Source organism: Kribbella sp. NPDC055110 (assembly GCF_053607525.1).
Genome location: NZ_JBSGTS010000004.1, coordinates 258639 through 279383 on the forward strand (window position 1 = coordinate 258639; position 20745 = coordinate 279383).

The 20745-nt window shown below is 68.6% G+C and carries 23 protein-coding genes; 11 read left to right on the plus strand and 12 right to left on the minus strand.

All coding sequences use genetic code 11. The features are described 5' to 3' along the window. Positions 1-40: 40 nt before the first annotated feature. A complete protein-coding gene (locus ACWF0M_RS09055; RefSeq protein ID WP_452235068.1) occupies positions 41-1480 on the plus strand; it encodes a diguanylate cyclase domain-containing protein in 1440 nt (479 codons plus the stop codon). A gap of 494 nt (positions 1481-1974) precedes the next feature. Here ACWF0M_RS09055 and ACWF0M_RS09060 read toward each other — a convergent pair whose 3' ends face one another. Genes ACWF0M_RS09060 through ACWF0M_RS09070 form a run of 3 tightly spaced genes read right to left on the minus strand, consistent with a single transcriptional unit; the run spans position 1975 to position 3522 of the window. Further along, positions 1975-2457: an N-acetyltransferase family protein gene (locus tag ACWF0M_RS09060; RefSeq protein WP_452235069.1), complete on the minus strand. Its 483-nt coding sequence runs from the start codon at positions 2455-2457 to the stop codon at positions 1975-1977. Between the two features lie 19 nt (positions 2458-2476). After that, on the minus strand, positions 2477-3295 hold the full coding sequence (locus ACWF0M_RS09065) for a Fic/DOC family protein (protein ID WP_452235070.1): 819 nt from the start codon (positions 3293-3295) through the stop codon (positions 2477-2479). Beyond that, on the minus strand, positions 3292-3522 hold the full coding sequence (locus tag ACWF0M_RS09070) for an antitoxin VbhA family protein (protein ID WP_131295164.1): 231 nt from the start codon (positions 3520-3522) through the stop codon (positions 3292-3294). The genes ACWF0M_RS09065 and ACWF0M_RS09070 overlap by 4 nt, the downstream gene beginning before the upstream one ends. A gap of 219 nt (positions 3523-3741) precedes the next feature. Between ACWF0M_RS09070 and ACWF0M_RS09075 the strand changes: the two genes are divergently transcribed. The 5 genes from ACWF0M_RS09075 to ACWF0M_RS09095 all read left to right on the plus strand — a co-directional run bounded on the left by ACWF0M_RS09075 (position 3742) and on the right by ACWF0M_RS09095 (position 7537). Continuing rightward, positions 3742-4617 (plus strand): aldo/keto reductase, encoded by an 876-nt coding sequence (locus tag ACWF0M_RS09075; protein WP_452235071.1) that lies wholly within the window; start codon positions 3742-3744, stop codon positions 4615-4617. 51 nt (positions 4618-4668) lie between these two features. Further along, entirely contained in the window at positions 4669-5004 is a 336-nt protein-coding gene (locus ACWF0M_RS09080; protein WP_452235072.1) for a tetratricopeptide repeat protein, read from the plus strand. A 208-nt stretch (positions 5005-5212) separates the two neighbouring features. Then, on the plus strand, positions 5213-6352 hold the full coding sequence (locus ACWF0M_RS09085) for an LLM class flavin-dependent oxidoreductase (protein WP_452235073.1): 1140 nt from the start codon (positions 5213-5215) through the stop codon (positions 6350-6352). Beyond that, positions 6349-6951, plus strand: a complete 603-nt coding sequence (locus tag ACWF0M_RS09090; protein ID WP_452235074.1) for an FMN reductase — start codon at positions 6349-6351, stop codon at positions 6949-6951. Before ACWF0M_RS09085 ends, ACWF0M_RS09090 begins: the two co-directional genes overlap by 4 nt. A gap of 40 nt (positions 6952-6991) precedes the next feature. Next, positions 6992-7537 (plus strand): hypothetical protein, encoded by a 546-nt coding sequence (locus ACWF0M_RS09095; protein WP_452235075.1) that lies wholly within the window; start codon positions 6992-6994, stop codon positions 7535-7537. Here the strand turns inward: ACWF0M_RS09095 and ACWF0M_RS09100 are convergent. Further along, the gene (locus tag ACWF0M_RS09100; protein WP_452235076.1) at positions 7503-8273 is read right to left on the minus strand and encodes a TetR/AcrR family transcriptional regulator; all 771 of its coding nucleotides are present in this window, start codon (positions 8271-8273) and stop codon (positions 7503-7505) included. The genes ACWF0M_RS09095 and ACWF0M_RS09100 overlap by 35 nt on opposite strands. Positions 8274-8369: 96 nt before the next feature. On the opposite strand from ACWF0M_RS09100, the gene ACWF0M_RS09105 reads away from it, so the two are divergent. Continuing rightward, on the plus strand, positions 8370-9308 hold the full coding sequence (locus tag ACWF0M_RS09105) for an ATP-binding cassette domain-containing protein (RefSeq protein ID WP_452235077.1): 939 nt from the start codon (positions 8370-8372) through the stop codon (positions 9306-9308). Then, a complete protein-coding gene (locus ACWF0M_RS09110) occupies positions 9305-10099 on the plus strand; it encodes an ABC transporter permease (protein WP_452235078.1) in 795 nt (264 codons plus the stop codon). The genes ACWF0M_RS09105 and ACWF0M_RS09110 overlap by 4 nt, the downstream gene beginning before the upstream one ends. Before the next feature lie 3 nt (positions 10100-10102). Here the strand turns inward: ACWF0M_RS09110 and ACWF0M_RS09115 are convergent, their stop codons facing one another. Together ACWF0M_RS09115 and ACWF0M_RS09120 are read right to left on the minus strand one after the other, a co-directional pair. Then, entirely contained in the window at positions 10103-10426 is a 324-nt protein-coding gene (locus tag ACWF0M_RS09115) for a hypothetical protein (protein ID WP_452235079.1), read from the minus strand. Positions 10427-10662: 236 nt separating this feature from the next. Beyond that, the gene (locus tag ACWF0M_RS09120; RefSeq protein ID WP_452235080.1) at positions 10663-11430 is read right to left on the minus strand and encodes an SDR family NAD(P)-dependent oxidoreductase; all 768 of its coding nucleotides are present in this window, start codon (positions 11428-11430) and stop codon (positions 10663-10665) included. A 17-nt stretch (positions 11431-11447) separates the two neighbouring features. Here ACWF0M_RS09120 and ACWF0M_RS09125 point away from each other — a divergent pair, with 17 nt between their 5' ends. Both ACWF0M_RS09125 and ACWF0M_RS09130 read left to right on the plus strand, forming a co-directional pair. Then, complete coding sequence (locus tag ACWF0M_RS09125; RefSeq protein ID WP_452235081.1) at positions 11448-11603, plus strand: hypothetical protein; 156 nt, start codon at positions 11448-11450, stop codon at positions 11601-11603. A 50-nt stretch (positions 11604-11653) separates the two neighbouring features. Then, a complete protein-coding gene (locus tag ACWF0M_RS09130; protein WP_452235082.1) occupies positions 11654-12193 on the plus strand; it encodes a GNAT family N-acetyltransferase in 540 nt (179 codons plus the stop codon). A gap of 83 nt (positions 12194-12276) precedes the next feature. Here ACWF0M_RS09130 and ACWF0M_RS09135 read toward each other — a convergent pair whose 3' ends face one another. The 6 genes from ACWF0M_RS09135 to ACWF0M_RS09160 are packed head-to-tail and all read right to left on the minus strand — an operon-like array spanning position 12277 to position 19047. Further along, positions 12277-13092 carry a bifunctional allantoicase/(S)-ureidoglycine aminohydrolase gene (locus tag ACWF0M_RS09135; protein ID WP_452235083.1) on the minus strand — a complete coding sequence of 272 codons (816 nt, stop codon included), beginning with the start codon at positions 13090-13092 and terminating at the stop codon, positions 12277-12279. Then, positions 13089-14429: an allantoinase AllB gene (gene allB / locus ACWF0M_RS09140; protein WP_452235084.1), complete on the minus strand. Its 1341-nt coding sequence runs from the start codon at positions 14427-14429 to the stop codon at positions 13089-13091. The genes ACWF0M_RS09135 and allB overlap by 4 nt, the downstream gene beginning before the upstream one ends. Beyond that, positions 14426-15556, minus strand: coding sequence for a glycerate kinase (locus ACWF0M_RS09145; RefSeq protein WP_452235085.1), 1131 nt, complete (start codon positions 15554-15556; stop codon positions 14426-14428). The genes allB and ACWF0M_RS09145 overlap by 4 nt, the downstream gene beginning before the upstream one ends. Next, complete coding sequence (gene gcl / locus ACWF0M_RS09150; protein ID WP_452235086.1) at positions 15556-17331, minus strand: glyoxylate carboligase; 1776 nt, start codon at positions 17329-17331, stop codon at positions 15556-15558. Before gcl ends, ACWF0M_RS09145 begins: the two co-directional genes overlap by 1 nt. Further along, entirely contained in the window at positions 17331-18215 is an 885-nt protein-coding gene (locus tag ACWF0M_RS09155) for a 2-hydroxy-3-oxopropionate reductase (protein WP_452235087.1), read from the minus strand. Before ACWF0M_RS09155 ends, gcl begins: the two co-directional genes overlap by 1 nt. Positions 18216-18234: 19 nt before the next feature. Next, the gene (locus ACWF0M_RS09160) at positions 18235-19047 is read right to left on the minus strand and encodes a hydroxypyruvate isomerase family protein (RefSeq protein ID WP_452235088.1); all 813 of its coding nucleotides are present in this window, start codon (positions 19045-19047) and stop codon (positions 18235-18237) included. Positions 19048-19094: 47 nt separating this feature from the next. Between ACWF0M_RS09160 and ACWF0M_RS09165 the strand changes: the two genes are divergently transcribed. Continuing rightward, positions 19095-20726 (plus strand): PucR family transcriptional regulator, encoded by a 1632-nt coding sequence (locus ACWF0M_RS09165; RefSeq protein ID WP_452235089.1) that lies wholly within the window; start codon positions 19095-19097, stop codon positions 20724-20726. The last annotated feature ends 19 nt before the right edge of the window (positions 20727-20745 follow it).

Below are 20745 nucleotides of genomic sequence, written 5' to 3' on the forward strand. Positions count from 1 at the left end.
CGCCTGCTCACACCTGGTGAAATCGGCCTATCCTCAACGGGTGCAGAACGAGCCAATGGTCCGGCTGTCTGCCGTCCGTCGCCTGTACGAGGTGAGTGCGCGGATGGGCGCCGGGCGCAGCCTTGCCGAGACGCTGCAGGCGGTGGTCGACGGTGTCGTCAACGGGCTCGGGTTCGGCATCGCCGTACTGAATCTGCGGCACCCGGACGGCAAGTTCGAGGTGATCGCCGTCGCCGGGTCGCCGGAGGCCCGGGCGGCGCTCCTCGGAAAGGTGAGCGCGGCGGACCTGTTCGACGCCGAGTTCGCGATCGCGGACGCGTGGGGCAAGCTCCGGTTCGTGCCGCACGAGCGGCTCCCGGAGGGCGAGGTGACCGGCTGGGTGCCCGACGTACCGGTGTCCGACGCACCGGACGCCTGGCATCCGCTGGACGCGCTGTTCGCGCCGCTGTACTCGTCCGAGGGCGAGCTGGTCGGGATGCTGTCGGTCGACCTGCCCGAGGACCAGCGCCGGCCCGGTCCGATCCATCGGGAGCTGCTGGAGATCTTCGCCACCCAGGCCGGGCTGGCGATCGACAAGGCGCGGCTGACCGATCGGCTGCTGGCCGAGAAGACCCGGCTGGAGGCGAGCGAGGCGACGTTCCGGCTGGTCTTCGAGGGCGCCGGGAACGGGATGGCTACGGTCGCCTTCGACGGGCCCGAGCTCGGCCGGATCCTGCGGGTGAATGACGCGTTCTGCCGGATCACCGGCTACACGCCGGACCAGTTGCTCGGGACGCGGCTGGTGAGCTTCCTGCGGGACGAGGAGCCGGACCAGACCCGGGTCGATCTGGAAGACGCTGCCGCCAGCAACGGTACGTATCGCTTCGAGCGGGTGTTCACGCAGCCGAGCGGGAACGCGATCTGGCTCGCCGGTACGGCGGCGATCGTCACCCAAGGCGCCGGGCTGCCACGGGTCCTGCTCGTCCAGATCGACGACGTGACCGCCCGCAAGGACGCCGAGCGCGAACTCCGCCACCACGCCGCCCACGACCCCCTCACCGGCCTGGCGAACCGCCGGCTCCTGCAGCACCGCTTCACGAAGGTCCTCGAACAGACGCGCACCACCGGCCGCCCCGGAGCCCTGCTGTTCTGCGACCTCAACCACTTCAAACTCGTCAACGACGGCTACGGCCACGAGGCCGGCGACCGCGCACTCCGCGAGATCGCAACCCGCCTCAGTACGGCGGTCCGCCACGGCGACACCGTCGCGCGCCTGGGCGGCGACGAGTTCGCCGTACTGGCCGGAGACATCACCGGCGACGACCTCACCACCCTCATCACCCGCCTCGAAACCGCCGTCAGCCGCCCCCTCCCCAACATCGCCGTCCAAGTAACCACCAGCGTCGGCACAGTCCCCATAACCCCCACCACCACCGACCTGGACACCCTCCTCCACGAAGCCGACCAGGCGATGTACACCGCCAAGAACCAGCGCTCGTAGGAGCCCGTAAGACAGGTTCTGGTGGGCTAGGACCTGATTTTCGGCTCTCCGGTCCGATGTGCGGGTGTTGGCGGCGGCATCCGGGGACCTGAGACAGGCCGTGGAGGCCTGCAACCCGACATTCGCCGTCTCGGCCCACCAGCTCCTGTCTCCCGCCCCCACCACACCGCGCCACCGCTCGCTCGCACGCCCCACCGCACCACCGCACCACCGCAGGCATCGCCCAGTCCGGCCGGCCGGCCGGCGCCGACCGAGCGCGACGCGAGCCTTGCACACCAGGGGATATCCGTCGGTGTTGTGGCTTCTCCGTTGGTACTAGAGGGGAGAACCCACAACACCAGGGGATATCCGGTCTTCTGCCGGATGGGTGGGTGTTGTGGTGCCGGACAGCGGGTTATGTGTGCGATGGCGGGAAGTTTGGGGCCAGCGGTGACATAACCCGCTAGTGGTGACCTACCGACGGGCTGGATGGGGGGCGCGGGAGTTTCCTCAGGTCATGAGCCCGGGGTTGTGAGGGCTTTGTCGGTTAGGCGGTACACGGTCCATTCGTCTTGGGGTTTGGCGCCTAGGGATGTGTAGAAGTCGATGGCGGGGGTGTTCCAGTTGAGGACGGACCATTCGAGGCGTTCGTAGTTGTTGCGGACGCATTCCTGGGCCAAGGCGGTGAGGAGGGCTTTGCCGAGGCCGGTGCCGCGGGTTTCAGGGCGGACGAAGAGGTCTTCCAGGTAGATGCCGTGGACGCCGCGCCAGGTGGAGAAGCTCAGGAACCAGATCGCGCAGCCGACGACCTGGCCCTCGTGTTCGGCGACGTGGCAGAAGACGGCGGGGGTGTCTCCGAACAGGGCGGTGTGCAGCTGGTCGGCGGTCAGGTGGCATTCCTCGGGAGCACGTTCGTACTCCGCGAGCGCGTACACCAGTTCCACGAGCGCCGGGATGTCCTCCGGCCGGGCACGGCGAATCCGTTCGTCGGTCTGCATGCGGCCTATCCTGCACCGGTCAGGTCTGGTGCTCGGTCTCCGCCTCGGCTTCCAGCTCGACGGCATGGGTGCCTGGGCGTTTGTCGTCGATGTCGATCTGCTCGGACTCGTCGACTCCGGCGTACGTCTCGTTCTGCAGTTGGAGAGCGGCTGCCAGTTCCGGGTCGGCGCGGAGGACGGAGCCGCGTTCGACGGTCAGTTTGTCGAAGACGGCGTACATCTTGCGTGGGTCCGGGTCCGTGCTCTTCTCCAGGTCCGCCGGGTACGCCGCACTCGAGGCGGCGTTCCACTCGTCGCGCTCGACCCGGTCGAAGTCGAGGCGGTACGGCGACATCTCGGACACGTGGCTGATGAACTGCTTGGCGGTCGCGCCGTTGCCTTCGCGGAACGGGTGCGTGAGGTTCTGGTAGCTGTACACCTCGGCGATGCTCTGCACGAACTCCTCGCGCGGCATCGTCGACCAGTCCTTGTCCTTGACCTTGGCGCTGACCTTGTCGGTCCACTTGTCCAGGAGCTCGGCCGGCACGAACGGGTTGCCCTGCTTGGAGATGTCGACGTTCCGGAACTGCCCGGCCCAGTCGTACACGTCCTGGAACATGTGTTTGTGGATCGCCTGCAGGTGCGCCTTGTCGTACGTGCGCGGGATGTCGACCTCGCCGCGGTCGATCTCGCCCTGCCGGACGGCCCGCAGCTTGTACTCGGCGAAGGGCAGGTCGAACGGGTTCTTGATGTCGAGCTTGTTCTTCAGGCAGCTGCCGGGTTCCCAGAAGTAGGCGTCCCAGCGCTGCTTGCGCGCGGCGTCCTCGGCGGCCTCGTCCGGCGAGACCTCCGGGGTCACGCGGGTCCGCCGCCGGTCACCTTCGACAGCGTTCGGCGGATGTACTCCGCGGTGTCGATCCGGCCCAGTTCGCGGTCGATCAGATCGGCGACGTCGTCCCGGCCGGGCTCCCAGCCCTCCAGGCGGTTGTTGGCCAGCGCGTCACTGACCCGCTGCTTCTGCTCGTCGTCGAGTTGGTCGAACAGGTCCGGCCACCGGCGCGCATAGCGGCACGGTTCGTACGGCATGAGTCAGCTCCCCGTGTAGTCGGCAATTCCGGCCAGCCTAGCGAACCGCCCAGGGTGGTCAGGTCCCCGAACCGCGCTCCTGGGCGGACTTCGCACCCGCGGGTGCCGGGTGTCACGGTCCTAGGTCAGCGATGGGCCTAGTGATTAAGCAGTCGGAGTACTCACTGTGTGCGGATATTCCTGTTGGAATTGTCGCTATGCGCGCGGGACGTTGGATGTATGGCAACTGACACGAACAAGACCCGCCGGATCGGTGATGTCGAGGTCTCCGCGATCGGGCTCGGCGCGATGCCGATGTCGATCGAGGGGCGGCCCGACGAGGACCGCTCGATCGCGACCATCCACGCCGCGCTGGACGCCGGGATCACGCTGATCGACACCGCCGACGCGTACCACCTGACCGCGACGGACGACGGTCACAACGAGAGCCTGATCGCCAAGGCGCTGGCGTCGTACGGCGGCGACACCTCGAACGTCCTGGTGGCGACGAAGGGCGGCCACCTGCGGCCCGGCGACGGGAGCTGGACGCAGGACGGATCCCCGAAGTACCTCGCCGCGGCGGCCGAGGCTTCGCTGAAGCGGCTCGGGGTCGAGGCGATCGGGCTGTACCAGTTCCACCGGCCCGACCCGAAGACGCCGTACGAGGACTCGATCGGCGCCATCCGCGACCTGCTCGACGCCGGCAAGATCCGGATGGCCGGCATCTCGAACGCGAACGTCACCCAGATCGAGCAGGCCAACGAGATCCTCGGCGACCGGCTCGTCTCGGTGCAGAACCAGTTCTCGCCGGCCTTCCGTTCCAGCGAGGTCGAGCTCGACGTGTGCGACGAGCGCGGCATCGCCTTCCTGCCGTGGTCCCCACTCGGCGGGATCTCGCGAGCCGGCGACCTCGGCTCTCAGCACCCTGCCTTTCACAAGCTGGCAGCGGAGCTCGGCGTCTCGCCGCAGCGCCTGACGCTGGCGTGGATGCTCGCGAAGTCGCCGTACGTGATCCCGATCCCCGGCTCCAGCCGCCCGGAAACCATCCGCGACTCGTACGCCGCGGTAGACCTGCAGCTGACAGCAGACCAGGTCGCGACCCTCGACGCCGCCTGATCCGTCAGGAATACGGTTCCGGCCTACGGCGTTGGGCGGGCCGTGGAAGACATGCGAGCACTGAGTTACGGACTGGCGCAGCAGTACTTCGAGGGGCGGGATTATCGAGGTGCGATCCGGGCGCTCAAGCCGGTGGTCGACGAGACTCCCGACGATGTCGGGACGCGGCTGCTGCTGGCGCGGGCGTACTACCACGCGGCCTTGCTGAAGCCCGCCGAGGAGCATCTCCTCGAGGTGATCGAACGCGAGCCGACTGAGTATTACGCCCACCTGATGCTGGCCCGCACCCTCGAACGGCTGTCCCGCCGCGACGAAGCCGGCAAGCACCGCCGGATCGCCGCCGCCCTGACCGGTGACGACGAACTGCTCAAGCCACATACCGTTTGACGGCGGACCGCCGCCACTCACCAACCTCCACAAGCAGCGCCGATCCGGCCACGCCTGAGCGTGGCGCCGGGTCGGCGTTGCTGGTTGGTGAGTGCTGCAGGTCCGGGGAATGACTCGCCGAGGATTGGCGTTCTGCTCGACATCAGTAGTTTAATAGTTAACTACCAGCTCGCCGGTGGACCGGCGGCTCGGGCCTGAAGGAGGACGGATGCAGTTCGGGGTGTTCAGCGTCGGGGACGTGACTACCGACCCGACGACGGGAACCACGGTCAGCGAGGGTGAGCGGATCAAGGCGATGGTCCGGATCGCGCTGAAGGCCGAAGAGGTCGGGCTGGACGTGTTCGCGCAGGGCGAGCACCACAACCCGCCGTTCGTGCCGTCGTCGCCGACGACCCAGCTCGGGTTCATCGCGGCGCAGACGTCGAAGATCATCCTGTCCACCTCGACGACCCTGATCACGACCAACGACCCGGTGAAGATCGCCGAGGACTACGCGATGCTGCAGCACCTGGCCGACGGCCGGGTGGACCTGATGATGGGTCGCGGCAACACCGGCCCGGTGTACCCGTGGTTCGGGCAGGACATCCGCAACGGCATCCAGCTCGCCGTCGAGAACTACGCCCTGCTCCGCCGGCTCTGGCGCGAGGACGTCGTCGACTGGGAAGGCAAGTTCCGTACGCCGTTGCAGGGCTTCACGTCGACGCCCCGGCCGCTCGACGACGTACCGCCGTTCGTGTGGCACGGCTCGATCCGGTCGCCCGAGATCGCCGAGCAGGCGGCGTACTACGGCGACGGGTTCTTCCACAACAACATCTTCTGGCCGATCTCGCACACCAAGCAGATGATCGACCTGTATCGCCGGCGCTTCGAGCACTACGGACACGGCGCCGCCGACCAGGCGATCGTCGGACTCGGCGGGCAGATCTTCATGCGGAAGAACTCGCAGGACGCGGTGCGCGAGTTCCGGCCGTACTTCGACAACGCGCCGGTGTACGGGCACGGTCCGTCGCTCGAGGACTTCAGCCGGGAGACGCCGCTGACAGTCGGGAGCCCGCAGGAAGTGATCGAGCGGACGCTGTCGTTCCGGGAGCACTTCGGTGACTACCAGCGGCAGTTGTTCCTGATGGACCACGCCGGGTTGCCGCTGAAGACCGTGCTGGAGCAGCTGGACATCCTCGGCGAAGAGGTCGTTCCGGTACTGCGGAAGGAGTTCGCTTCTTTGAAGCCGGCCCATGTTCCGGACGCGCCGACCCACGCATCCCTGAAGGCTGCGGCCGAGCGGGCGCACGACCTGGAGACGATCCAAGAGCCGTCGGCGGTCGCGACAACGGAGGAGTCGGCCCGATGAAGGACAAAGTGATTGCCGTGGTGACGGCCGGGTTGACGACACCCTCGTCGTCCCGGCTGCTCGCCGACCAGTTGGCCGAAGCGGTCCGCGACGACCTGTCCGGCCGCGGCATCGGCACCCGGATCGAGGTGATCGAGGTCCGCGATCACGCGCACGACCTCACCAACAACCTGCTCACCGGTTTCCCGTCGGCGTCGCTGCGCGAGGTCCTGGAAACAGTCGCCGACGCCGACGCCCTGATCGTGGTCAGCCCGACGTTCAGCGCGTCGTACTCCGGCCTGTTCAAGATGTTCTTCGACGTACTCGACGACAAGGCGCTAGCCGGCAAACCAGTCCTCCTCGCCGCCACCGGCGGCACCGAGCGCCACTCGCTGGTCCTGGAGTTCGCCCTCCGCCCGCTCTTCGCGTACCTCAAGGCCCTCCCCGTCCCCACGGGTGTCTACGCAGCCTCCACCGACTGGGGCCCGAACGCCGCGAACCTGCGGCCCCGGATCAGTCAGGCAGCAGGCGAACTGGTCGCCGCCCTCCACCACGAGACGCCCACAGCGACCGACCCGTTCGAGAACCCCACCCCATTCGAGGACCTGCTGAACGGCTAACTCCGTGGATCCGGCGCGGCCGCCGCCGGATACTGGAGGCATGTTGATCGTCGGCGGGTACGTCGTGGCCGCACCGACCACGATCGGCCCACCCGAGCTCCCGCGGCCGCTCCGGACGATCAGCACTTGCCTCCTGGAGACCTTCTCCCGGCCGATCGAAGGCGACTGGTACGTCGAACGCACCGAGGCGGAGCGCGCTGTGAGTGGCTCGACCGAGGTCATCACGGTCGCCTTCGACGACGAACTGGCCGCAGGTTTCCGCTCGGAGTTTGAGGAGACAGACGACTTCTTCTCGTTGCTCGACGAGGGCCGGCCGTTGGACGTGCCGGTTCTCGGCTACGAGGTGGTCGGGCTGGAGCGGAGCCTCACCTTCCACTCCTGGCACTGCCACGGATTCGCCGGGCAGGTCCACCACGAGCTCGGGATCGGGATCGACGAGAGCGGGCTCCTCGGCAGCCCGGAGGACGGCCGGCAGGTGCTCGAGTACTTGCGGACGCGGCCGGCCTGGGATGCGCCGTACCAGATTCCCTGGACGGTCGTCGCGCTGGCAGCTACCGCTGCGAGCGGGACTCGATCAGCGGGGTGAGGCCGTCGAGGATGGTGGTTAGGCCGAAGGTTAGGGCGTGGGCTGGGTTTAGGGCGGACTGGAAGTGTTCGCCTACTGCGGTGCCTACGCGGCCGGCGGTGGGGAAGTGGGTGCCGGACATGACGGTGGTGAGGGTTGGGGAGATTTGACGCCACCATTCCTCGTCCGAGAGGCCGGAGTCGCGTTGGGTGCGGAGTTGTTCGGCGCCGGCGCGGGCGGTGCCCTGGACGTGGGTGAGGACGAGGGTCAGGGCCGAGTCCATCTCGACGTCGGTGAGACCCAGGCCGTCCAGGGGACGTAGCTCGGTCTCGTACTTGCGCGTGATGTTCGGGCCGAGCGCCGTACGCATCGTCGGAACCTCGTGGATCCACGGGTGCGCGGTCAGCACCTCCCAGTTGCGGAGGGCGATGAACTCGAGGGCGCCGCGCCAGCCGCCGGGCTGATTCAGCGGCTCGTCCGGGTCCGCGTACAGGTCGCCGTACACCTGGTCGAACATCAGGTCGGTGAGCTCGCCCTTCCCAGGGACGTGCGTGTAGAGCGACATCGTGCCGACCTTCAGCCGCTCGGCGACGGTCCGCATCGAGAGCGCCTCGAGCCCGGAGGAGTCCGCGAGCGCGATCGCCGCGTCGACGATCGCGCGCACCGTGAGGCCGGAGCGGCCGGGCTTGGTGTGACTCCCCCAGAGCAGCGCCAGACTGCGCGCCGGATCGGGCGCAGCCGCCTTCCTTCCCGCCACCCGGAACCTTCTTCCACCGCTCGTCGTTGGTAGCATCGTACCTGAGCCGTACAATGTACGGTACACTCTACGGCTCAACGGCGCGAGAGGTGGGAAGTGACGACGGAGCGAGTGATCGAGGCCGCCGGCGTACGGAAGAACTACCAGGGCGGTACGGAGGGTGCGGGGCTGAACGGCTTCGACCTGGAGGTCACGGCCGGCACGGTGACGGGCCTGCTCGGCCCGAACGGCGCCGGTAAGACGACAGCGGTGCGGATCCTGTCCACGCTGCTCGAGATGGATTCCGGTACGGCGACGATCGCGGGGTTCGACGTACGACGGCAAGGCGCGGAGGTGCGGCGGCGGATCGGCCTGGTCGGGCAGTACGCCGCGGTGGACGAGGTACTCACCGGGCGGCAGAACCTGCTGATGTTCGGGCGACTGAATCATCTGAAGAATGCCAAGAGCAGGGCGGACGAGTTGCTGGAGCGATTCAGCCTGACCGGGGCGGGGCAGGCGGTGAGCAAGTACTCCGGCGGGATGCGGCGGCGGCTCGACCTGGCCGCGAGTCTGATCGTGGCGCCGCGGGTGCTGTTCGTGGACGAGCCGACGACGGGGCTCGACCCGGCCGGGCGGCTCGAGGTGTGGTCCGCCGTACGGCAGCTGGTCGACGGCGGTACGACGGTGTTGCTGACGACGCAGTACCTGGAGGAGGCGGATCAGCTGGCGAACCGGATCTCGATGCTCAAGGACGGAAAGGTCGTCGCGGAAGGGACACCGGACGAGTTGAAGACGCAGCTGGGGTCGGACTGGCTGGATCTGGTCCTCGCGGATCCGGCCGACGTGCCGCGGGTCGTGGAGCTGGCCGCGCCGTACGCGGACGGGGAGATCCGGGTGCACGACGTACGGGTGAGTGTGCCGGTGAAGGATCGTACGAAGGCGCTGGTGGCGATGGCGAACTCGTTGCACGAGGCAAGGATCGAACCCGAGGACCTGACCTTGCGGCGGCCGACGCTGGATGAAGTGTTCCTGCACCTGACGGGAGCCGTGGCATGACGGGCCTCGGATGGGCGCTCGCGGACAGCTGGACGATCGCGCGGCGGACGCTGATGCACTGGCGGATGCAGCCGGGACTGGTGATCTTCCAATGGTTCTTCCCGGTGCTGATGCTGCTGATGTTCGGCGGACTGCTTGGTGGCGCGATGGAGTTCCCGGACGGTTCGTCGTACTACGAACTGCTCGTGCCCGGGATCTTCGCGCTGTCGATGCTCTTCGGGCTGGAGGGCACGATGACCGCGGTCACGACCGATGTCTCGAAAGGGGTGACGGATCGGTTCCGGTCGCTGCCGATGAGCTCGGCGGCGGTGGTGCTCGGGCGGTGTATCGCGGACATGCTCGACTCGGTGGTGACACTCGCCGTACTGGCCGCGACCGGCCTGGCGCTCGGCTGGCGCTGGCACGAGGGGTTACCGTCGGCGCTGGCCGCGTTCGGGCTGCTTTTGCTGCTGCGGTTCGCGTTGCTGTGGGTCGGGATCTTCATCGGCCTGACGGTGAAGAATGCGCAGAGCGTGACGATGGTGCAGGTGTTGGTGTGGCCGGTCGGGTTCCTCTCCAGCGCGTTCGTCGCGACGTCGACGATGCCGGACTGGCTGGGCACGATCTCCCAGTGGAACCCGCTGTCCGCCACCGCCACGGCATCCCGCGCACTGTTCGGCAACCCCGATCCGTCCGCCACCGCCACCTGGATCGGCACCCACGCAGGCCTCGCCGCACTCATAGCTCCCGCGCTGCTGACAGCAATCTTCCTACCCCTATCGGCCCACCGCTTCCGGACGCTGTCGCGCTAGTCGTCACCAGGGCCGACGAAGGCTGCCGCCTCGGGTAGGCAGCCGGGTCGGCTCGACGGGCTCTGGTGGTGGAATCGCAGCCGCCAGAGCCCGCTGCCGGTCCAGATCCGCCAGAGCGGCTGCCTTCGATGGGTAGCGGACCTTCCGGTACGTCCCGTTCGCCGAGACGTGCAGCGTCCACCCGCCCCGGAAGACCAGCAAGTGCGTCAGCAGGTTGCCGACGAAGGCGACGACCGCGAGAGGCCACGTGATCAGGTGGTCGAACACGTAGTCGTACGCCCATTCCGTGAACCCGGAGCGGCGTATCTCGATGTCGACCTCGTCCACCTTCCGAGTATGCCTGCTCAAAGCTCTCTCGCAGCAACCGTCGTGCGGCTGCCGAGGGTCACGACTTAGTTGGCGTAGGTGGTGAGAGTTGGGTCGTGGGCGATGAGGTTCGTGGTGCGGTCGTGGGTCAGGGATTGGAGGGGAGTGATGATTTGGTGAGCTGATGTGGGGTCGAGGCGAGCCTGGCGAAACCGTCTGTCCTTGCTGGCAACAACCTCCGAACCACTGGATGTTGCCTACGGCATCAATTGGCCGCCGTTGATCTCGATGATCTGGCCGGTGACGTACGACGCCATCCGTTCGGAGGCGAGAAACAGGACGGTTCCTACGCACTCGTGCGGGGTGCCGGTGCGGCCCATCGGGATCGTGGTGAGCATGGCCTGCATCTGGGCGTCGCCGGTATGGCGGTCGTGGAACGGAGTCTTGATCACGCCCGGGGCGATCGCGTTCACCCGGATGCCTTCCGGTGCGAGTTCCTTGGCGAGACCGCGGGTGAACGTGCTGACCGCGCCCTTCGACGTCGCGTAGACCACCGACCCGCCGGCCCCGCCGGTCCGCCCGGCGATCGACGTGACGTTGACGATCGAGCCGCCGCCCTGCGCCCGGAACACCGGCACGATCCGTCGGGAGAGCGCGAACACCGAGGTCAGGTTGACGTCCAGGATCCGGTGGAACTCCTCGTCCGGTACGTCGGCGATCGCGGACCGGTTGACCAGGTCGCCGGCGTTGTTCACGAGTACGTCGATCCGCCCGTGTTGCGCGAGCACCTCGTCGACGAACGCGTCCGCCGACTTCGGGTCGGCAAGATCCGCCTGATGCACAGACGCCGTACCGCCGGCCGTCTGCACCGCACCCACGGTGTGCTTCGCGCCCTCCTCGTTGCGGTGGTAATGCAGCGCGAGAGTCGCCCCGGTCTCCGCGAACCCGACCGCCGCCGCTGCCCCGATCCCACTACTGGCCCCGGTAACCACCACGACCTGATCCCTGAAATCCAGATATGCCATACGCATATCCTCTCCTAGTGCCGCGTTCCGTTCTGCTCGCCGCGTATGTCGCCTGGCCCGCCGGCGCGGTGCTGCTCCGCCTGGTGGCACGCGCCCGCGCGCGATGCCTGATCGGCACCGGGCTCGGCTATCTGGTCGCGGTCCTCGGGGTCGGGGCGTTGCCGTTGGACTGAACGCGCCGTACGGCGGCTTGCGCGCGGCGGGGCGGGGGTATTTTCGAGGGATGGGATACGCGCTCGGGGAGCTGGGGCTCCGGCGGTGGCGGACTGGTGATGCGCTGCGGCTGGTGACGGCTCATGACGATCCGGAGATGGTGAACCAGGGCGGGATCGTGGACCGGGCGTCCGCGGTCGACTGGATCGGGCGGGTCGCGGACCTGGACAACGGGCACGTGTACGCCGTGGCGGACGCGGACGATCATCCGATCGGATGCGTGGGGGTGACGAACATCGACCGGCACCGGGTCGGCTGGACCTGGTACTGGACGCTCGCCGACGTCCGCGGTCACGGGGTCGCGCGGGACTCGCTGCGCGCGCTCGCGGACTGGGCCCACCACGACGCCGGCCTATACCGTCTCGAGCTCGGCCACCGCCTCAACAACGCGGCCTCATGCGCGGTCGCGGCAGGCGCCGGCTTCCTCTCCGAAGGCGTCGAACGCCAACGCCTCACCTACGACGGCACCCGCTACGACGTGGAACGCCACGCCCGCCTACTCACCGACCCGCTCATTCCACCGGAGCGCCCGGTCCGGATCGCCGACTAGGGCGGACGGCTACGCATGCATAACCCCGGTCACGGCCGGGGTGCGCCCGTGTTTCCTGGGGTTATGCATGCGCGCAGATCCACCTAGAGCATGAGCTTCGGGTGGCGGTTGACATCCTTGTAGAGGAGGTAGCGGAACGGGCCGGGGCCGCCGGCGTAGCAGGCCTGGGGGCAGAAGGCTCGGAGCCACATGAAGTCGCCTTCCTGCACCTCGACCCAGTCCTTGTTCAGCAGGTAGACGGCCTTGCCTTCGAGCACGTACAGCCCGTGCTCCATCACGTGCGTCTCCGGGAACGGGATCACCCCGCCCGGCTGGAACGACACGATGTTGACGTGCATGTCGTGCCGTACGTCGTCCGGGTCCACGAACCGCTGCGTCTTCCAGCGGCCCTCGGTGCCGGGCATCTCCCGGCCCTCGACGTCGGCCTCGTTGGTGACGAGCGCCGGCGGTACGTCGATCCCGTCGATCTGCTCGTACGCCTTCCGCACCAGGTGGAACGTCGCGACCGCGTCGCTGGTGTTCCGCACCGTCCAGTCGCCGCCCGGCGGCAGGTACGCGTACCCGCCCTCCGCGAGTGTGTGCTTCTCCCCCGCGACCGTCAGCACAAGGTTGCCGGAGACAACGAATAGCACAGCCTCAGCGGCTGGGTCCGTCTCCGGCTTGTCGCTTCCGCCGCCCGGCGCGACCTCCACGATGTACTGCGAGAACGTCTCCGCGAACCCGGACAGCGGCCGCGCGATCACCCACAACCGGGTGTCGTCCCAGAACGGCAGCCGGCTGGTGACGATGTCGCGCATGGTGCCGCGCGGCAGGACGGCGTACGCCTCGGTGAAGACCGCGCGGTCGGTGGTGAGGTCGGTCTGCGCGGGCAGTCCGCCCTTCGGCGCGTAGTAGCTCATCGTTCTCCTCGGGTCAGCAGGCGGCCGCGCGGGTCGGCGGTGATGTCGACGGGTTCGCCGCGGAGCCAGGTGCTCCGGACGACGCCGGTCAGCGTGCGTCCGTCGTACGGCGTGATGGCGTTCTTGTGCTGGAGCTGCCGCGCGTCGACGGTGAAGGTCTCGTCGGGGGCGAGGACGCAGAAGTCGGCGTCGTACCCGATCTCGATCCCGCCCTTCGTGGTCAGGCCGGTCTGCGCGGCCGGGGCGGCGGCCATCCAGCGGACGACGTCGGACAGGGCGAAGCCGCGGCGGCGGGCCTCGGTCCAGACGGCGGGCAGGCCGAGCTGGAGCGATGCGATCCCGCCCCAGGCGGTACCGAAGTCGCCGGTGTCGAGGTGCTTCAGGTCGATCGTGGACGGCGAGTGGTCGGACACGACCTGGTCGATCGTGCCGTCCCGCAGCCCCTCCCAGAGCAGCTCGCGGTTCGACGCCTCGCGGATCGGCGGGCAGCATTTGTACTGCGTGGCGCCGTCGGGAATGTCCTCTGCGGCGAAACTCAGGTAGTGCGGACAGGTTTCCGCGCTGATCCGTACGCCGTCGTTGCGGGCCTTCGTGAGCAGCGGGAGGATGTCGGCGCTCGAGACGTGCAGGATGTGCACGCGACAGCCGGTCTCACGGGCGAGATCGATGACCTGGGCGACCGCCTCGTTCTCGGCCACGCGCGGGCGGGAGTTGAGGAAGGCCTCGTAGCTGGCGCCGTTCGGCTCGGTCGCCTCGTCGATGCGGTGGGCGTCCTCGGCGTGCACGATCAGCAGGCCGTCGAACCTCGCGATCTCTCGCATCGCGTCGGCGAGCTGCACCGGGTCGAGCGGCGGAAACTCGTCGACGCCGGAGTGCAGCAGGAAGCACTTGTACCCGAAGACGCCGGCGTCGTGCAGCGGGCGGAGGTCAGGGAGGTTGCCCGGGATCGCGCCGCCCCAGAACCCGACGTCGACGTACGACTGGGTCTCGGCGGTCTTGCGTTTGAGCGTGAGCGCCGGTACGTCGCAGGTCGGCGGGATGCTGTTCAGCGGCATGTCGACGATCGTGGTGACGCCGCCTGCTGCCGCGGCCCGGGTCGCGGAGGTGAAGCCTTCCCAGTCGGTACGGCCGGGATCGTTGACGTGCACGTGCGAGTCGACGAGGCCGGGCAGCAGCACTTCGTCGTCATCGAGCCGTAGTTCGGTGGCGGCGTCGAGTTCCACGTCGTACGGCGAGATCGCGACGATCCGCCCGCCGCGTACACCGACCGCGGCCGGCTGCTCCGCCCCGGCCCGCACCACTCTGCGGGCCCGAATCACGAGATCCAACGCGCTCATGTGATCCCTTTCGCCGTTCGTGCCATCGTAAGGTGGTCCACCGCGATCCGTTCGCCGAGCTCTTCGAGCAACGGACGCGGCTCGGCGATACATCGCCGTACGTCGGGCTCCACGTCGGTGAGCGCGTACGCCGCCGACAGCCCGATCTGCTCGAGTTGCGGTGGTTCGAGGCGGTTGACGCCGCAGACGGCAACGGTCGGGATACTGCCGGCTGCAGCGGCCACTCCGGCCACGGCTTTCCCGTGCAGCGTCTGCTCGTCGAGAGCGCCTTCGCCGGTGACAACGAGATCGGCGCCGGCCAGTTGGTCGCGGAAGCGGACGAGGTCCAGGACCAGGTCGATCCCTGGGCGGAGCTCGGCGGCTAGCAGTGCTAGCGCCGCGAACCCGACCCCGCCGGCCGCGCCCGCACCGGGTACGTCGCGCAGGTCGCTGCCGGTTTGCTCGGCGACGAGGTCAGCCCACCGAGTGAGCCGCTCATCCAGCTCCGCGACCTGCTGCGGACTCGCACCCTTCTGCGGCCCGTAGACAGCCGCCGCACCCCGAGGCCCGGTCAACGGATTGTCAACATCACACGCCACCACCACCCGGACCCCGTCCAGCTTGGCTGCGACAAGCGCCAGGGACTGGGAACAAGCAATGGCCTGTTCCGAGTCCCCGGCGGTTGTGATCGACTTCGGGGAGTGCGTCAGGGCGGCGATCAGGCCGGCGCCGCCGTCGGTGGAGGCGCTGCCGCCGATGCCGAGGATGATCCGGGTAAAGCCGGCGTCGACCGCCGCGGCGATCAGTTCGCCGGTGCCGTATGACGTCGCGGTGAGCGGAGCCGGGACGCCGCCGGGGAGGCGGACCAGGCCGGAGACGTCCGCCAGCTCGACCACCGCGGTCTCGCCCAACCTCGCGTACCCGCTGGGGACGGGCTCGCCGGTGGGGCCGGAGGCGACGATCGGGACGCGGGTGTAGCCGGCAGCGACGGCGGCGGCGAGGGTGCCGTCGCCGCCGTCGGCCACCGGTACGGAGACAACGGTCGCGTCGGGGCAGACTCGTCGTACCCCGGCGCCGACCGCGTCCGCGACCTCGGCGCTCGTCAAGGTGCCCTTGAACTTGTCCGAGGCAACAACCACGCGCACCATCAGTCCAGCAAGGCGAGAGCGGTGGGCGCGTCCTCCGGCGAGATGGCCAGGTCCTCGAACTCGATGACGTTGTCGATCTCGACACCCATCGACACGTTCGTGACCCGCTCGAGGATGACCTCGACGACGATCGGGACCTGATGCTCGACCATCAGCTTCTTCGCCTGCTCCAGCGCGGGCAGGATCCCGTCCGGCTCGGAGACCCGCAACGCCTTGCAGCCCAGGCCTTCCACGACCTTCACGTGGTCGACGCCGTACCCGTTGACCTCGGGGCTGTTGATGTTCTCGAAGGACAGCTGCACACAGTAGTCCATGTCGAAGTTCCGCTGCGCCTGGCGGATCAGGCCGAGGTACGAGTTGTTCACCACGACGTGGATGTACGGGATGTTGAACTGCGCCCCGACCGCGAGCTCCTCGATCAGGAACTGGAAGTCGTAGTCGCCCGACAGCGCGACCACGGTGCTATCCGGATCCGCGACCGCGACCCCCAGCGTCGCCGGGACGGTCCAGCCGAGCGGCCCGGCCTGGCCGGCGTTGATCCAGTGCCGCGGACGGTACACGTGCAGCATCTGCGCCGCCTGGATCTGCGACAGCCCGATCGTGCTGACGTAGCGGACCTCCGGCCCGAACGCCCGGTTCATCTCCTCGTACACGCGCTGCGGCTTGATCGGCACCGCGTCGAAGTGCGTCTTGCGCTGCAGCGTGGTCTTCCGCTCACGGCACTCCGCGGCCCACGCCGTACGGTCGGCCAGCTTGCCGGCGGCGGCCCATTCGCGGGCCACCTCGACGAAGACCTCCAGCGCCGCCCGCGCGTCCGACACGACGCCGTAGTCCGGCGCGAACACCCGCCCGATCTGCGTCGGCTCGATGTCCACGTGGATGAACTTCCGCTGACCGCGATAGACATCCAGCCCGCCGGTGTGCCGGTTCGCCCATCGGTTGCCGATCCCGAGGACCAGGTCGGAGGCCAGCATCGTCGCGTTCCCGTACCGGTGCGAGGTCTGCAGGCCGACCATGCCCGCGCTCAACGGGTGGTCGTCCGCGATCGCGCCCCAGCCCATCAAGGTCGGTACGACGGGAACGCCCGTGATCTCTGCAAAGGCGACCAGAAGCTCCGCCGCGTCGGCGTTGATGATCCCGCCACCCGCGACGATCAACGGCCGCTCGGCGTCGGCCAAAAGAGACAGCACCTTCTCCGCCTGCGCCCGAGTGGCCGCGGGACGCGAGACCGGAAGCGGCTCGTAGGTGTCGATGTCGAACTCGATCTCCGCGAGCTGTACGTCGATCGGCAGGTCGATCAGCACCGGACCCGGCCGGCCTTCGCGCATCACCTGGAACGCCTTCTGGAAGGTGCCCGGGACCTGCGCGGCCTCCATCACCGTGACCGCCCACTTGGCCACCGGCTTGGCGATCGACGAGATATCGACAGCCTGGAAGTCCTCTTTGTGCAGCTTCGCGACCGGTGCCTGTCCCGTGATGCACAGGATCGGGATCGAGTCCGCGGAGGCGGAGTACAGCCCGGTGATCATGTCGGTGCCGGCCGGTCCCGACGTACCGATGCAGACGCCGATGTTGCCGGCCTTGGCCCGGGTGTACCCCTCGGCCATGTGCGACGCGGCCTCGACGTGGCGGGCGAGCACGTGCTTGATCCCGCCGTGGGCGCGGATCGCGCTGTAGAACGGGTTGATCGCGGCGCCGGGCAGCCCGAACGCCTGCGTCGACCCTTCCTTCTCCAGGATCAGTACGGCGGCGTCAACCGCGCGCATGCGAGCCATCAGTCCACCTTCTTTCCGGACAGCCGCTCGACGCCGCGCAGCAGTGCGGAGTGGTCGAGGCCGCCGTCGCCGTTCGCACGGGCCGACGCGACCAGCTGTGCCACCAGTGCACCCAGCGGTACGACGACACCCGCCTCGCGCGCGGCCGCGGTGACGATGCCCATGTCCTTGTGGTGCAGGTCGATCCGGAACCCGGGCTCGAAGGAGCGCGACAGCATGTTCTCCTTCTTCTGGTTCAGCACGGTGGAACCGGCCAGGCCGCCGCCCAGGACTTCAAGGGCCGCCTTGGTGTCGACGCCGTACGCCTCCAGGAAGATGACCGCCTCGGAGACGGCCTGGATGTTCGCGGCGACGATCAGCTGGTTGGCGGCCTTGACCGTCTGGCCCGAACCGCTCGGGCCGACATGGACGACGGTCTTGCCGACGACGTCGAACAGCGGCTTGGCCTCGGCGAAGTCGTCCGCCGAGCCGCCGACCATGATCGACAGTACGGCGTTCTTGGCGCCCGCCTCGCCACCGGAGACCGGGGCGTCGAGCAGCCGGAAGCCGAGGGCGCGCGCCTGCTCGGCGAGCTGCTGCGTGACGTCGGGCCGGATGCTGGAGAAGTCGATGATCAGCGCGCCGGTCTCGGCGTTCTGGAAGACCCCGTTCTCGCCTTCGAGGACGTCCTGGACGTCCGGCGAGTCCGGCACCATCACGCAGATCACGTCGGCGCCCTTGACCGCGTCGGCGATCGAGGTCCCGGCCCGGCCGCCGGCGGCGATCAGTGCCTCCGCGCGCTCCGGCGTACGGTCGAGGCCGGCAACCGTGTGGCCGGCGTTGGCGAGGTGGACGGCCATCGGGTTGCCCATGATGCCGAGGCCGATGAAGGCGATGTTCGTCATGTCAGATCTCCTGTGGTGATCAGCGGCGCTCGTACGGCAGCCAGCCGAAGCTTGCTTCTGAGGTGGTGGACGGCTTGTACTCGATCCCGACCCAGCCGCTGTAGCCCTGCGCCTCGAGGGCGGTGAGCTGCCGGTCGAGCGGGAGCATGCCGGTGCCGGGTTCGTTGCGGCCCGGGTTGTCGGCGATCTGCACGTGGGCGACCCGGTCGGTGTGCTCGGCGATCACCCGGTCGACGTCGTCGCCGTTGACGGCAAGGTGGTACAGGTCCGCGAGCAGTCCGACGTTCGGTACGTCGTACGCCGCCTGGACGCGATCGATCACGGCGAGCGCGTCGGACGCGACCTTGAGCGGGTAGCGGTCGGCGCCGCTGACCGGCTCGACGAGGACGGTGGCGCCGATCCGCGCGGCGGCCTTCGCGGCGAGGGCGAGGTTCTCGACGGCGACGTCGTCCTGCTCCTGCTCGCTACTGCCGTCAAGGCGGTTGCCGTACAGGGCGTTGAAGCCCTGGGCCCCGAGCCGCTCGCCGATGCCTACGGTGACGTCGACGTTGTCGCGGAACTCGCTCGACCGCTTCGGCCAGGACACCAGGCCGCGGTCGCCGCCCGGCATGTCGCCCGCGAAGAAGTTCAGGCCGGTGAGCCGCACGCCGGCGTCGGTGATCGCGTTCACGAACGCGTCGACCTGCCGCTCCGGCGGGACGGCCTCGACGAACGGCCACCAGAACTCCACCGCGCTGAACCCCGCCCGCCGAGCGGCCGCCGGCCGCTCGAGCAGAGGCAACTCGGTGAAGAGCAAAGAACAGTTCACCGTGTACTTCAGCTGGTGACTCATCCCGACTCCATTTTCCGCATTGTGGAACTTGATTTCTGCTTTGTGAAATGACCATAAGCTCGGAGCCGGTGGTCGTCAAGGCGCCGGAAGAGATGGGGCTGTCCTACGCGGGCGCGCGCGTTGTACGTTCCTCTAAAGGGAGGTACGTCGTGTTGCTCGCCGAGTTGCTGGATGCGCCCGAGCTCGGGTTGCGGCTGATGCACTCAGCCGGCGGGACGCTGGACCGACCGATCGGGCGGCTCGTGACCACCGATCTACTGGAGCCGGGGCGGTACCTGAGCGGCGGCGAAGTGGTGCTGACCGGGCTGGTCTGGCGGCGGCAGGCGGCCGACAGCGAGGTGTTCGTGGCGTCGATGGCCGGGCGCGGCGCGACCACGATCCTGGCGGGGAAGGCGCAGCTCGGCGACGTACCGACGGATCTCCTGGAGGCGTGCCGGCGGCATGACGTGACGTTGGTCGAGGTGCCGATCGAGGTCGCGTTCGCGGATGTGACGGAGTACGTCGCGGCGGCCGGATCGGCCGAGACGGGTGCGCGGTTGTCGGCGAGCCTGGTGCGCCAGCGGCAACTGCTGTCGTCGATCGCGGCCGGGCGCAGTCTCGACGAGCTCGCGGCGCGGATCTCCGCCGAGATCGGGCACGACTGCCGCGTGCTGACCTCGACCGGGCGCCACGTCGTACCGGGGCCGAGCGAGCTCGATGCCGAGACGGTCGATGCCGTGACGCGACGATTCCTGACCGCAGACCGGATGCCGGCCGTGGCAGCTGCGCCGAAACCGTACAGCCTGTTTCCGGTCGGATCGGGGTTCGGCAACCGGCTGACCGCGTGGGTCCTGGTCATCGAAGGCGATCACACGACCTGGTCCCGCGATCACGTCGAGGCAGTGCACGAGCTGAGCGCGATCGCCGCGTTGGACCGAGCCCGCCGCGACGAGGGCCGCCGCGCATTGCGCCCGTTGGTTGCGGACGCCCTCGCTCTGGTCGAGTCCGGCGCGCCGCAGGCCGAGGTCGCCGCGCGGCTCCGGCAGGCGGGCGCGCACTCGGAGCGGCCGATGGTGGTCGCGGTCGCCGAACTGCGGGACGACGGCCCCGGCGAGGTTGCGCTGAGCCTGCTCGAAGATGTCGCCCTCACGGTCGGGCCGGCCGTGGTCGCCCCCGGCCGAGACGATCTGCTCGTCGGGTTCCTGCCGTTCACGCCCGAGCTTCCCGAGCACCTGCGACGGGCGTTCGGACGCCTCGCTCCAGGTCTCAATCGGGCCCGTCTCACGGTCGGGATCAGCGGCGAGACGTCGATCGACGCGCTCGCCGGCGCACTCGAAGAGGCCCGGTTCGCGCAGCGGGCGGCCCGCGCCGCGCGGGCACCGGTCTCGGTCGTGACCTCGGACGAGGTCGCCTCCCACGTCCTCCTCCTCGGCACGCTCCCCGACGACGTACGGCGTACGTACAGCAACCGCGTCCTCGGAGCGGTCCTCGACCACGACCGCCGTACCCATGCCGACCTGCTCATGACGTTGCAGGCGTTCCTCGCGTGCTCGTGCTCATGGACGCGTACGGCGGAGTACCTGCATCTGCACGTCAACACCGTTCGCTACCGGATCGAACGCGTTGAGCAACTGACCGGACGCGATCTGTCGACCCTCGAGGACCGGGTGGACGTGTTCCTCGCCTGCAAATCGCTGTAGTTGTGTGATCACACAAAAC